The sequence below is a fragment of the Sphingomonas sp. NIC1 genome (assembly GCF_001638925.1).
GTDB lineage: Bacteria > Pseudomonadota > Alphaproteobacteria > Sphingomonadales > Sphingomonadaceae > Sphingomonas > Sphingomonas aquatilis.
In genome coordinates this window covers 1,375,201-1,388,241 of record NZ_CP015521.1, presented here as the reverse complement: position 1 = coordinate 1,388,241, position 13,041 = coordinate 1,375,201, and the positions used below count along the sequence as shown (strand labels likewise).

The window sequence follows — 13,041 nt, the reverse complement described above, 5'->3', positions numbered from 1 at the left end:
TGATTTAAAATGATTGTCAGTTACGTTGACGTATTGCTGCGCGTAGCCCCTGCTACCGTATCCAGAGTATTGCCGTAGTAACACGGCGCGCCGATCGGTATACGCAAACAGCCTAGAGAGTTAGTGTGTTATATCGGTAGGTCCGGACTGCCGTTTTTGGAGGCACAGGGCGTTCACGGCTGACGCTTGTTTGCGCAACTCGCCACGTGAAGGGCAGGAAGTGTGGCATTTTGCCCACGCATGACCTGATAATTACAAAGTGTGTCAATTTTGTTTTGCGTCAGGGCGGTCCCGTAAGAAAGTATGGCCGCATTCGCCCTTTCCAAAGGGGCGAGGCCACGTGGCGGATCACTGGATGCGCCGAGTAGGGGGACCATAGAATGACACGGAACGAACGGTTTTCGCGCGGCAAACTGCGCGCGGGCGCAGCACTCCAGGCTCTAGCACTGATCGGCGCGGGCGTCGGTGTCGCCGCGATCGCGACGCCGGCCGCCGCTCAGGATTATACGACGGGTTCCGTCCGCGGCACCGTGGTCGACACAGCGGGTAAAGACGTGCCGGGCGCTCAGGTTACGCTGACATCGCAAGCACAGGGTCAGGCGCGGACGCTGACCACTTCGGCCAATGGTTCATTCTCGGCTGTCGGCTTGGCACCAGGCGCGTACAACGTGACAGTTAAGGCTGGTGATTATGGCGACCTTTCGGATACGATCACTGTCGCCGCTGCGCAGGAAAACCGTGTCACTCTGACCATCGCTCCCGCCAACCAGGCGGCCGATATCGTGGTTACGGGGCAGCGAGTCCGTCAGGATTTCACCAAGACAACGACGGGCGTAAATATCGACGTGCCGGCGCTTACCGCCAACGTCGCATTGCCGCGCAGCATCACCGCGATCACCCTGCTGGCACCGGGATCGGTTCGCGGCGTAGCGGGCTTTGGTGACGTGCCGTCGTTGAGCGGCGCTTCCGTCGCTGAGAATGCTTACTACGTCAACGGCCTGAACATCACGAACCCCGACACCTATGTCGGCGGCGCCGAGGTGCCCTTCGATTTCTACAAAACCGTCGATGTCCAGACGGGCGGCTATGCGGCGGAATTCGGCCGCGCGACGGGTGGCATCATCAACGCGACGACCAAGTCGGGCAGCAACACGCCGTTCATGGCGATCCACGGCAATTTCGTGCCGTCGGGTACGACGGCGCGGGGACCCAGCATCGGCGATCCCACGAATCGGACGTCGATTGGTTCGCTCTATCGCAACGACGAGAACCAGCTGTCGATCGAGGCCGGCGGCGCCCTGATCAAGGACCACGTGTTCCTGTACGGCCTGTTCGCGGATAACCGGAACATCACCAAGAGCGCTTTGCCATCAGCCGGCAATTACGAGACTCGGAAGAACACCTCGCCCTTCTTCGGGGGCAAGGCCGATGTGTACTTCACGCCGACCCAGCACTTGGAATTCACCTACTTCAACACCCAGGCAAAAACCTACATCACGGACTATGCCATCACTCCGAATGCACAGTTCACGGACGCGACAGTCGGGGCTTACAAGTCGACGGCAGTCAATCGGACCGGCGGGGTCAACTGGGTCGGCCGCTACACCGGCGCCATCACCGATTTCTTCCAGATTTCGGCCGCATACGGTATCAACAAGGATACCGACGACTTCCTGCCTGGCGATGTGACATCGTATTTCGTCCGCGACCAGCGATCGTCGACGTCTCCATCGGGCACGACCTCGACGCGCGTAATTTCGGCATCGCAAACGGCGCTCACGAATCAAATCGTCCAGACCCGGCGCGAGTTCTATCGCGTTGACGGCGACCTGCGTTTCTCGCTCCTCGGCCGGCACCACATCCGTTTTGGTATGGATACCGAGAATGTCAGCGAATCGAAGATCACACAGATTAACGGCACGCTGCCCATTCGCTACACTTATACCGATACTGGTGTTCAGCTGTTGTACGAACGGCTGGGTGGGCAAGTGTCCGGTAAGAACCGCGCTTTCTACATCCAGGATTCGTGGGAACCTGCCGATGGTCTGACGATCAATGTCGGTATTCGTGACGACGAATTCTCGCAGCGGAACCTTTCGGGGCAGCAGTACCTAAACTTCAAGGGAAACCTCGGACCCCGTGCGGGCTTCAGTTATGTTCCCAACGGCACGTCCAACTTTAAGTTCACGGGGAGCTATGGTCGTTACTTCATCCCGCCGGCGATGAATCTCGGCTTCCGCGGGCGCGATCTCTACTTCGCAGAATATTTCAATTATCCTGGTGCAACGACGGCCGCACAGAATCGTGCGATTGCGGGAGGCTACCGAGTCGATCAGACGACTGGCTTGCCGCTCCTGGCGCTCGGTTCCGCGCAAACCTTCCGCACGGGTGCAGGTTATGGATCGGCATGTCCGACCAGTCTTGCTGCGGCGCCGGGTTCGCCGGTGAACGGCGCAGCAACCTGTCTGGTGCTCGGTGCGGGCATCCAGGACCCGGCCTTCGCAAAGGTCGCTCCGGGGACGAAGGCGACGTATGAGGACGAGGTCATCCTCGGTATGCGATATCAGGTCACGCCGTTGCTGTCGGTTGGCCTGACAGGCACCCATCGTCGCCTGTCGCGGGTGTCGGAAGATACCGATTTCGCGCCGATCATCGCCGATCAGCTCGGTTGCAACGGCGCGACGCCGACCGGCACGGCAGCGCAATGCAATTTCTACGAAAACAACTCGACCTATTACATCTGGAACCCCGGCAAGAAGAGCCTGTCGGTTAGGGATTGGCAGGATGCTTCGAAGATCATCAACCTGACCAATCTGCAATTCCCGACGCCGAAGCGTAAGTACGACGCGGTCACGCTCGACTGGAATCGTGCAGACGACGGCGTGTGGTCGTTGCAAGGCTCGGTAACTTTGTCGCGTTTGACCGGTAGTACCGAAGGTACGGTCAAGTCGGATGCGGGCAATGGGGCACAAACCGATGCCGGTTCGACGTCGGACTTCGACTATATCGGGCTGACCGATTACAGCTATGGACGTCTGGCAAATGACCGTTCGTGGAACTTTAAACTGTTCGGGTCGGTGCATCTCGCGAGCAATCTTATCGTCGGCGGCAATTTGCAGGTTCAGTCGCCGCTGCCAGGTTCTTGTGAGGGCATCCATCCCACGGACCCTTACGCGGCAGGTTATGGTGCTCAGAGCTTCTTCTGCGCATATGGACCGCTCAATGCTGCCGGCAACTATACGGCGACGCGCCCCTCGCCGCGTGGCACAGGCTATCGTTCGGATTGGCTTGTCCAATTCGACCCGTCGGTGAGGTTTATTCTACCGGAAGCCTGGGGTGTGGGTAAGCGGACGGTGCTTCGAGCCGACATCTTCAATGTCTTCAACCGTCAGTCGGTGCAACAGCGGTACGTCCAGCACGAGACCGCTCAACTTTCGCCGGGTCTGAACGGCGAATACGTACCCGACCCGCTCTACAACACGCCGACTGTTTATCAGCAGCCGCGTTATATCCGGTTCGGCTTCGACATGTCGTTCTAAGCTCATTTTAAAATGAGACGTAAGGAGCGGAGGGAAACCTCCGCTCCTTTTCTTTTGCTGGCCTTATCCCACCTCCAGCACCAGCTTTCCATCCCCCTCATCCACCTTCACCGTCGATCCGTCCTTCACGTCGCCCCGCAGGATCGCTTCGGCGAGCGGGTCCTGGAGGTGGCGTTGTACGGCGCGGCGGAGTGGGCGGGCGCCGTAGACGGGGTCGTAGCCGACACGGCCGAGCCATTCGCGGGCCGCATCGGTGAGTTCCAGCGCGATCTTGCGATCTGCCAGAAGTTTCGCGACGCGGGCGACCTGGATGTCGACGATCGGGCCCATGTGGCTCTGGCCCAGACGGTGGAAGAGGATGATCTCGTCCAGCCGGTTGAGAAATTCCGGGCGGAAGTGGGCGCGGACGATCTCCATCACCTGCGGTTCGACGCTGTCGACCGACTGGCCGTCCTCCAGGTTCGCCAGATACTGGCTGCCGAGGTTGGACGTCAGGATGATGATCGTGTTGCTGAAGTCGACGGTGCGGCCCTGGCCATCGGTCAGGCGGCCGTCGTCGAGGACTTGCAGGAGCACGTTGAAGACGTCGCCGTGCGCCTTTTCTACCTCGTCGAACAGCACGACCTGATACGGTCGGCGCCGCACCGCCTCGGTCAGCACGCCGCCTTCCTCATAGCCGACATAGCCGGGAGGGGCGCCGATTAGGCGGGCGACGGCGTGCTTCTCCATGAATTCGCTCATGTCGATGCGCACCATCGCGGCAGGATCGTCGAACAGGAATTCGGCGAGCGCCTTGGTCAGCTCGGTCTTGCCGACGCCCGTCGGCCCGAGGAACAGGAAGCTGCCCAGCGGCCGGTTCGGGTCCTGTAGACCCGCGCGGGCGCGGCGGACGGCGGTGGAGACGGCGCGCACCGCATCGGACTGGCCGATGACGCGGGCGCCCAGCACCTCCTCCATCTTGAGCAGCTTTTCGCGCTCGCCTTCCAGCATGCGGTCGACGGGCACGCCGGTCCAGCGGCTGACGACGCCGGCGATATCGTCGGCGGTCACTTCCTCGCGCAGCATCGCGCCCTGGGTGGCACCCTGGGCTTCGGCGAGCTGCTTTTCGAGCGCGGGGATGCGGCCGTAGGAGAGCTCACCCGCCTTGGCGAGGTCGCCGCCGCGCTGCGCCTGCTCCAATTCGAGCCGGGCGGCGTCGAGCTGCTCCTTGAGCTTCGCCTCGCCGGCGATCTTGTCCTTTTCAGCCTGCCAGCGCGTGGTCAGTTCGGCCGACTGCTGTTCGAGGTTGGCGAGTTCGCCCTCCAGCGTTTCGAGGCGATCGACGCTGGCCGCATCGGTTTCGCGGCGCAGGCCCTCACGCTCGATCTTCAGGCGCAGGATGCGGCGGTCGAGGCTCTCGATCTCCTCGGGCTTCGATTCCACCTCCATGCGGATGCGGCTGGCAGCCTCGTCCATCAGGTCGATCGCCTTGTCGGGCAGGAAGCGGTCGGTGATGTAGCGGTTGGACAGCGTCGCCGCCGACACCAGGGCGCCGTCGGTGATCCGCACCCCGTGGTGCATCTCATACTTGTCCTTCAGACCGCGCAGGATGCTGATCGTATCCTCGACCGTCGGTTCGCCGACGAAGACGGGCTGGAAGCGACGCTGGAGCGCCGGGTCCTTCTCGACATACTTGCGATATTCGTCGAGCGTGGTCGCGCCGACGCAATGCAGCTCGCCGCGGGCGAGCGCGGGTTTCAGCAGGTTGCCGGCGTCCATCGCGCCTTCGCTTTTGCCGGCGCCGATCAGCTGGTGCATCTCGTCGATGAAGAGGATGATGTCGCCCTCGGCGCCCTTCACCTCGTCGATGACGCCCTTCAGCCGCTCCTCGAACTCGCCGCGGTACTTCGCGCCGGCGATCAGCGCGCCCATGTCGAGCGCCATCAGCGTCTTGTCCTTGAGGCCGTCGGGCACGTCGCCGTTGGCGATGCGCAGGGCCAGGCCCTCGACGATCGCGGTCTTGCCGACGCCGGGTTCGCCGATGAGGACGGGATTGTTCTTGGTGCGGCGCGCGAGGACCTGGATCGTGCGGCGGATTTCCTCGTCGCGGCCGATCACGGGGTCGAGCTTGCCGTCGCGCGCCGCCTGCGTCAGGTCGCGTGCGAACTTCTTGAGTGCGTCGTAGCGATCCTCTGCCGAGGCGGTGTCGGCGGTGCGGCCGCCGCGCAGGTCGTTGATTGCGGCGTTCAGCCCCTCGGCGGTTACGCCCGCGGTCTTGAGCGCCTTGCCCGCGGCGGTGGTCTGCGCGAGCGCGAGGGCGAGCAGCAGCCGTTCGACGGTGACGTAGCTGTCACCGGCTTTCTGCGCGACCTGTTCGGCCGAATCGAGGACGCGGACGGTGTCGTTGTCGAGACCGGGCGTCTGTTGCGCGCCCGAACCGCTGACCACGGGAATCTTCGCGAGCGCGGCGTCGGTGTCCGCGGTGGCGCGGCGCGCGTCGCCGCCGGCCGCCTGGATCAGTCCGGCGGCCATGCCCTGCTCGTCCTCGAGCAGCGCCTTCAACAGGTGTTCGGGCGCAATCCGCTGATGATTCATACGGATCGCGACGGTTTGCGCCGATTGCAGAAAGCCCTTGGCACGGTCGGTAAACTTTTCGAGGTTCATCACTTACCCCTTCCTAACTGGGCAGGAATGTAGTGTTGCCTTTGTGCAACACAATAGTCGTCGATGGTTTCATCCGACACCGCTTGCCAGTTGTCGGGGCGGGGCTATGCTCGCCGCCATTCACGTCCATTACGGGACGCTCTCGGGGGGATTGCATGACGACGATCAAATTTGCCGCGCTGGCCGGGGCCGCGACGCTTGCGCTTGCGCTGCCCGCCGTTGCGCAGACCTCGCCCACGGCGGTGAAGGCCGCGCCGGTGTCGGCATTGGTCAAGGAAGTGAACATTCCGTACCAGGAGTTCACGCTGAAGAACGGGCTGCGCGTGATCGTCCACACCGATCGCAAGGCGCCGGTCGTCGCGGTCAGCGTTTGGTATGACGTCGGGTCAAAGCATGAGCCGCAGGGGTCGACCGGCTTCGCGCATCTGTTCGAACATCTGATGTTCAACGGATCGGAAAACGCCCCGGGCGACTTCTTCGCACCGCTGAAGCAGATCGGCGCGACCGACCTCAACGGCACGACCTATTTCGATCGCACCAATTATTTCGAGACGGTGCCGACCGGCGCGCTCGACCGTGCGCTGTTCCTGGAGAGCGATCGCATGGGCTATCTGCTCGGTGCGATCACGCAAGGTGTGCTCGACGAGCAGCGCGGCGTCGTCCAGAACGAAAAGCGCCAGGGCGACAACCGCCCCTATGGCCTGCTCGATTATGCGGTGACCGAGGGGCTGTTCCCGACGACGCATCCGTATGGCCATGACACGATCGGTTCGATGGCGGACCTCGACGCCGCCAGCCTGGAAACGGTGAAGAACTGGTTCCGCAGCCATTACGGCCCGAACAATGCGGTGCTGGTGCTGTCGGGCGATATCGATGCCGCGACCGCCAAGCCGCTGGTCGAGAAGTATTTCGGTGCCATCAAACCGGGCCCCAAGAGCCAATTGCCGGTCGCGCCGGTGGTCACGCTGCCCGCGGCGAAGACGGTGACGCTGAAGGACCGCGTCGCGGCAGTGATGCTGTCGCGCAACTGGGCGGTGCCGGGCCTGAACGACAAGGACAGCGCGGGGCTGGACGTCGCGGCGGGTGTGCTGGGCGGCATGGCGTCGTCGCGCTTCGCCAACGAGCTGGTGCGGAAGGAAAAGCTGTTCACGCAGCTGAGCGCCGACAACAGCGACTTCGCGCAGATCGGCGTATTCTCGATCAACGGGCTGGTGCGGCCGGGCGTCGATCCGGCGGTCGCGGCGCAGCGGTTGGACGCGGTAATCGCGGACTTCCTGCGCACCGGGCCGACCGCGGACGAGGTATCGCGCTATGTCACGGCGACGATCTCGGCCCGCCTGCGCAGCCTGGAATCGGTGAACGGCAAGGCATCGGTGCTGGCGGAGGGTGCGCTCTATTCGAACGATCCGGGCTTCTACAAGAAGGAGCTGGCCGAACTCGCTGCGCAAACGCCGGCGAGCGTCAAGGCCGCGGCGGACAAGTGGCTGAGCCGTCCGGTGCTGGCGGTGAACGTCGTTCCCGGCGCGCGTGACGCCTATGCCGAAGCCAAGGTGCCGCCGAAGGTGGATGTCGTCGCAGCCCCGGATCAGCCCGCCAAGGGTACGCGCGGCGCGATGCCCGGCGTCGGCGCGATCACCGGCCTCACCTTCCCGAAGATCGAGCGGGCGCGGCTGAAGAACGGCATCGAGATCGTCTATGCGCAGCGCAGCGCGCTGCCGGTGACGCAGGCGGTGCTGAGCTTCGATGCGGGCTATGCGTCGGACGTGCCCGACAAGCTGGGCACGCAGCTCGTCGCGCTGATGATGATGGACGAGGGCACCGACCGGTATGACGCCAACGCGCTCGCCGAGGCGCGCGAGCGGCTGGGCATGCAGCTGAGTGCCTCTGCCAGCAACGATCGCAGCACGCTGTTCATGGGCGTGCCAAGCGCGAACCTGAACGGTGCGCTCGACCTGTTCGCGGAAGTCGCGCGGCACCCGACCTACGCCGATGCCGAGGTCGCACGCTTCAAGGCGCAGCAGGTTGCGGGCATCCAGCAGGAGCTGACCAATCCCGGCGCCTTGGCGCAGCGGATGACGACGCGGCTGCTCGCGGCGGGTACGCCCTATGCCAAGGCGCAGGGCTCCGGCGATCCGGTCGCGGTGGCATCGCTGACCCCCGCCGATCTGCGCCGTTTCGAACAGGCGTGGCTGCGTCCCGACAAGGCGAAGATCTTCGTCGTCTCCGACCGGCCGCTTGGCGAGGTCAAGGCGGCGCTCGACGCCCGCTTCGGCGACTGGCAGGGCACGGGCACGCCCGGCACCAAGACGTTCGGGGGTGCGCAACCGCCGCTCACCCCGCGCATCGTGCTGGTCGATCGTCCGGACAGCCCGCAGTCGATCGTTGTCGGTGCGCAGCGCACCGGACTGAAGGGCACGGATGATCTGCTGGCGCTCAACACCGTGAACGACGCGCTGGGCGGCAGCTTCCTCAGCCGCTTCAACATGGATCTGCGCGAAGAGAAGCACTGGTCCTATGGCGCAAGCGGGCGGTTCCAGGTGTCCGAATATGCCGCGCCCTATGTGATGCAGACGGGCGTGCAGGCGGACAAGACGGGGCCGTCGGTCGCGTCGGCGCGCGAGGACGTGACGCAGTTCGTCACGACCAAGCCGATGACCGAAACCGAATATGGCCTGGCGATCAACGGCGCGATCCTGCAGCTGCCCGGCCAGTTCCAGACGTCGCAGGCGGTGCTCGGCGCGATGCAGACCAACGATCTGCTGAAGCGCCCCGACGATTATTATGCGACGCTGCCGACGCGGTTGCGCGCGCTGACGCTGCCCGAATTGCGCAGCGCGGCGGCGCAGACGATCAAGCCGGGCCAGTTCAGCTGGATCGTGGTGGGCGACGCGGCCAAGGTGAAGCCGCAGCTTGACACGCTGGGCCTGCCGGTCGAGGTCATCCCGGCAAGCGCGGTGGCCAATGTAACCCCCTCTACCACCGCGAAATAAGGAGAGACGCGCATGGCCGATGTCGATGGCAGCTGGGATTGCACCGTAAAGTCGCCGCTGGGCGACCAGAACCTGACGCTGACCGTCCAGAGCGACGGCGGCAGCTTCACCGGCACCGCATCGGGCGCGATGGGCTCGAGCGACGTGTCGGGCGAGGTGTCGGGCAACACCATCCGCTGGAAGCAGCAGATGACCGTGCCGATGCCGATGACGCTCGACTGCGAAGCGACCGCCGAGGGCGACACGCTGACCGGCACCGTCGGCGCGGGCGCGTTCGGCAGCTTCCCGCTGAACGGCAAGCGCACCGGCTGATCGTTCGGTTCGTTAGGGTAACGGGCGGCCCGTCTTCCGAGAGGAAGGCGGGCCGTTTCGGTTTTGGGCGGATCGACCGCGGTCAGGCCGCCGTCAGGCGTTTCCGCAAGAAGATGCGGACATTGTCTCGCGGCGAGTTATCGAGCGTTCCGAAGACCTCATAGCCGAGCTTTTCGTAGAAGCCGCGCGCCTGAAATGTGAAGGTCGTCAGCCACGATCCAACGCAGCCGCGCTCCGCTGCCAGCCGCTCGGCGGTCGCCATTAACTGCGATCCCAGGTCTTGGCCCCTCTCTGAAGAGGGGACGACGAGATAGTCGATGAACAGCCAATCGTAGACGGTCTTGCCCCACAAGCCTCCGACGATTTCGCCTTGGCTTTCGAGGGTGATCGCAACGGGCCGCGGATCCGCGGGATAGCCGTTTTCGGCATTGAACGTGATCAGCGGGCCAAGGATCGCATCGCGGATCGCGTCCCTTGGTTCTTCGGCGATCTTCATGACGGCATTCATATCGTCGCCCTTCAATTGGCAGGATACCCGTTCACTGAGGGCGAAAGCACGAATCGAATGCCAAACCCGTCAATCGATGGGCGTCACCGCTTCACCCGCGTCACATGGCCCATCTTGCGGCCCGGTCGGGCCGAGCCTTTGCCGTAGAGGTGGAGGTGGGCGCCGGCTTCCGTCAGGGCGGGTTGCCACGCATCGTCGCCGATCAGGTTTTCGAGGGTCACCTCGCGCCCCGTCAGCGTCGTAGCGCCGAGGGGGAGGCCGCAGATCGCGCGAATGTGGTTTTCGAATTGCGAGGTGTCGGCGCCCTCGATCGTCCAATGGCCGGAATTGTGGACGCGGGGGGCCATTTCGTTGAACACCGGGCCGTCGCTGCCCACGAAGAATTCGCACGCGAGGACGCCGACATAGCCGAGTTCGTCGGCGATGCGGCAGGCAAGCGCAGTGGCTTCCTCGGCCTGCGCGACGATCTCGGCCGGCGCGGGGACGGTGGAGGTGCGCAGGATCGCGTCGCGGTGGACGTTGTGCGGCGGATCGTAGCGGACGCTGGCGCCGTCCTGGCCGCGGGCGATCAGGATCGAGAATTCGTGGGTGAAGGCTATGAAGCCTTCGAGCACCGCGGGGCCGCCGATCGTCGCCCAGGCTTCGGCAGCGTCGGCGGCGTCGCGGATCACGGCCTGACCCTTGCCGTCATAGCCGAAGCGCGTCGTCTTGAGGATCGCGGGATAGCCGATGCGGTCGAGCGCGGCCATCAGGTCGGCCTCGCTGTTCACCGGCGCCCAGGGGGCGGGGCGGCCGCCGACCGTCTCGACGAAGCGCTTTTCGGCGATGCGGTCCTGCGCGACGCGCAGCGCGGCGGGGTTGGGGTGGACGGGGACGCGCTGGCTGAGCCATTCGACGGGCGTGACGTCGATATTCTCGAACTCGTAGGTCACGACGTCGCAGGCGGCGGCGAAGTCGGCGAGGACGATACGGTTGTGGTAATCGGCGCGCGTCAGGCTGGACGCGGTCTGCGCGGCGACGCTTTCGCGGTCGGGGGCGAGGACGTGGGTGCGATAGCCCAGCTGCGCGGCGGCGACGGCGAGCATGCGGCCCAATTGGCCGCCACCGAGGATGCCGATCGTCGAACCGGGGGGCAGCATCAGGCGGGCTCGTCCGCGACGGCGTCGGTCTGGCGCTGGCGCCACGCCTGTAGCCGCTGCGACAGCGCGGGGTCGTTGATGCCAAGGATTGCGGCGGCGAGCAGGCCGGCGTTGGTCGCCCCCGCCTTGCCGATGGCGAGCGTGCCGACGGGGATGCCGGCGGGCATCTGGACGATCGACAGCAGACTGTCCTGGCCCGACAGCGCCTTGCTCTGGACGGGCACGCCGAGGACGGGAAGGTGCGTCATCGCCGCGGCCATGCCGGGCAGATGCGCTGCGCCGCCTGCGCCCGCGATCACGACCTTGAGGCCGCGATCCGCCGCGAACTTGGCGTAATCGTACAGGCGATCGGGGGTGCGGTGCGCGGAGACGACCTTCGTCTCATGCGGCACGCCCAGCTCGGCGAGCACGTCGGCAGCGCCGCGCATCGTGTCCCAGTCGGACGTCGAACCCATGATGATGCCGACCAGCGGAGTGTCCATGGCCGTCGTCTATCGGGGGCGGGCGGCGAGGGCAACGCCCTGGCGCGCGCTTCCGTAGGGGAAAGATGGACGACTTGAACACCTGAAGGGAAACGTTCGGGGGGTATCGTTTCCGCTTTGGTGGTGATGGGGCATGGGGCGGGGCTGTGGCGGATGATGGGGGTGTCGGACAGGGGGCGGGATTTGGGTTTTGGTGCAGGGGGTAGGAGCGGAATGGGTCCAACATGCATGTCGCCGGGTGCGTTGTTGGCGCCTCCGATCCCCACGACCGTCATTCCCGCGGAGGCGGGAATCCAGACGCGCTATCGTCGCGATTCCAGCCGTGAGGTTAGCGGTTATGGATTCCCGCCTTCGCGGGAATGACGAAGAGGGGGGAGGCGGGCGCTCTTTCGTCTTCGTCATCCCGGCGGAGGCCGGGATCCATGGATGCGGTGCCGTTGCTGGTGCGCACGCCATCGGCGTTGCGTGTCCATGGATCCCGGCGTGCGCCGGGATGACGAATGTCAGCGCTCGTTGAGGTAGTAGCGGTCCGTGGCGTTCAAATCCGCGTCGAGGTCGTAGACGATCGGCTGGCCGGTGGGGATTTCGAGGCTGGTGATATCGTCGTCGGAGATGCCCGACAGGTGCTTCACCAGCGCGCGCAAGCTGTTGCCGTGGGCGGAGATCAGCACGCGCTGGCCGTCCTTCAGCGCGGGGGCGATCCGCTGTTCCCAATAGGGGAGGACGCGGGCGATCGTGTCCTTCAGGCTTTCGGTCTGGGGGATGGCGATGCCGGCGTAGCGGCGGTCCTGGCTGAGGTCGTAGGCGCTGCCGGCTTCGAGCGGGGGCGGGGGGATGTCGAAGCTGCGGCGCCAGATGTGGACCTGCTCGTCGCCGTGCTTCGCCGCCGTCTCCGCCTTGTCGAGACCGGTGAGGCCGCCATAGTGGCGTTCGTTGAGGCGCCAGTCCTTTTCGACCGGCAGCCATAGCCGGCCCATCGCCTCCAGCGCGAGGTTGAGAGTCTTGATCGCCCGCGTCTGGAGCGAGGTGAAGGTCATGTCGAAATCAAGGCCCTTGGCCGCCATCAGTTCGCCCGCGACGCGCGCTTCGGCCGCGCCCTTGTCGGTGACGTCGACGTCCCACCAGCCGGTGAAGCGGTTTTCGAGGTTCCAAGCGGACTGGCCGTGGCGGATCAGGACTAGGCGAGGCATGCGGGCTCCCGTGGGTCGAGGGGTCTGTGGTTCGGGGCGGGGATAGTGCGTGGGGGGGCGTGTGTCGATTGATCCACTTTTCGGGGCGCTGGGGAGCGTGGGTTTTGTTTCACGCGAAGACGCAAAGGCGCGAAGAGAAGAGGGGTATTCACGCGGAGACGCGGAGACGCGGAGAAGGTACGCGCGGTCGCTCCGGTCGCGTTCCATCAACCCCGGGCTGATGAAGGGCCGCGCCTGC

Annotated in this window: 8 protein-coding genes; 3 read left to right on the top strand and 5 right to left on the bottom strand. The window is 64.8% G+C overall.

Annotated elements, in window-relative coordinates:
* Positions 1-380: 380 nt before the first annotated feature.
* Positions 381-3,539 carry a TonB-dependent receptor gene (locus A7E77_RS06720; protein WP_063686781.1) on the top strand — a complete coding sequence of 1,053 codons (3,159 nt, stop codon included), beginning with the start codon at positions 381-383 and terminating at the stop codon, positions 3,537-3,539.
* Positions 3,540-3,602: 63 nt separating this feature from the next.
* On the opposite strand, the gene clpB is transcribed toward A7E77_RS06720, so the two are convergent.
* Positions 3,603-6,182: an ATP-dependent chaperone ClpB gene (clpB, locus tag A7E77_RS06715; protein WP_063686779.1), complete on the bottom strand. Its 2,580-nt coding sequence runs from the start codon at positions 6,180-6,182 to the stop codon at positions 3,603-3,605.
* Between the two features lie 155 nt (positions 6,183-6,337).
* Here clpB and A7E77_RS06710 point away from each other — a divergent pair, with 155 nt between their 5' ends.
* The gene (locus A7E77_RS06710; protein ID WP_063686777.1) at positions 6,338-9,172 is read left to right on the top strand and encodes a M16 family metallopeptidase; all 2,835 of its coding nucleotides are present in this window, start codon (positions 6,338-6,340) and stop codon (positions 9,170-9,172) included.
* Positions 9,173-9,184: 12 nt separating this feature from the next.
* Positions 9,185-9,484, top strand: a complete 300-nt coding sequence (locus tag A7E77_RS06705; RefSeq protein ID WP_017980344.1) for a hypothetical protein — start codon at positions 9,185-9,187, stop codon at positions 9,482-9,484.
* Between the two features lie 82 nt (positions 9,485-9,566).
* Here A7E77_RS06705 and A7E77_RS06700 read toward each other — a convergent pair whose 3' ends face one another.
* The 4 genes from A7E77_RS06700 to gpmA form a co-directional block, all read right to left on the bottom strand.
* Entirely contained in the window at positions 9,567-9,980 is a 414-nt protein-coding gene (locus A7E77_RS06700) for a GNAT family N-acetyltransferase (RefSeq protein WP_063689773.1), read from the bottom strand.
* A 95-nt stretch (positions 9,981-10,075) separates the two neighbouring features.
* Positions 10,076-11,131: a 5-(carboxyamino)imidazole ribonucleotide synthase gene (locus A7E77_RS06695; protein ID WP_063686775.1), complete on the bottom strand. Its 1,056-nt coding sequence runs from the start codon at positions 11,129-11,131 to the stop codon at positions 10,076-10,078.
* On the bottom strand, positions 11,131-11,613 hold the full coding sequence (gene purE / locus A7E77_RS06690; protein WP_063686773.1) for a 5-(carboxyamino)imidazole ribonucleotide mutase: 483 nt from the start codon (positions 11,611-11,613) through the stop codon (positions 11,131-11,133). Before purE ends, A7E77_RS06695 begins: the two co-directional genes overlap by 1 nt.
* Positions 11,614-12,116: 503 nt before the next feature.
* Positions 12,117-12,803, bottom strand: coding sequence for a 2,3-diphosphoglycerate-dependent phosphoglycerate mutase (gene gpmA, locus A7E77_RS06685; protein WP_063686771.1), 687 nt, complete (start codon positions 12,801-12,803; stop codon positions 12,117-12,119).
* Positions 12,804-13,041: the final 238 nt, after the last annotated feature.

Excerpts from the sequence above, each read along its gene's own strand:
- A7E77_RS06720 (WP_063686781.1), top strand. The coding sequence starts at position 381 with ATGACACGGAACGAACGGTTTTCGCGCGGCAAACTGCGCGCGGGCGCA.
- clpB (WP_063686779.1), bottom strand. The coding sequence starts at position 6,182 with ATGAACCTCGAAAAGTTTACCGACCGTGCCAAGGGCTTTCTGCAATCG.
- A7E77_RS06710 (WP_063686777.1), top strand. The coding sequence starts at position 6,338 with ATGACGACGATCAAATTTGCCGCGCTGGCCGGGGCCGCGACGCTTGCG.
- A7E77_RS06705 (WP_017980344.1), top strand. The coding sequence starts at position 9,185 with ATGGCCGATGTCGATGGCAGCTGGGATTGCACCGTAAAGTCGCCGCTG.
- A7E77_RS06700 (WP_063689773.1), bottom strand. The coding sequence starts at position 9,980 with ATGAAGATCGCCGAAGAACCAAGGGACGCGATCCGCGATGCGATCCTT.
- A7E77_RS06695 (WP_063686775.1), bottom strand. The coding sequence starts at position 11,131 with ATGCTGCCCCCCGGTTCGACGATCGGCATCCTCGGTGGCGGCCAATTG.
- purE (WP_063686773.1), bottom strand. The coding sequence starts at position 11,613 with ATGGACACTCCGCTGGTCGGCATCATCATGGGTTCGACGTCCGACTGG.
- gpmA (WP_063686771.1), bottom strand. The coding sequence starts at position 12,803 with ATGCCTCGCCTAGTCCTGATCCGCCACGGCCAGTCCGCTTGGAACCTC.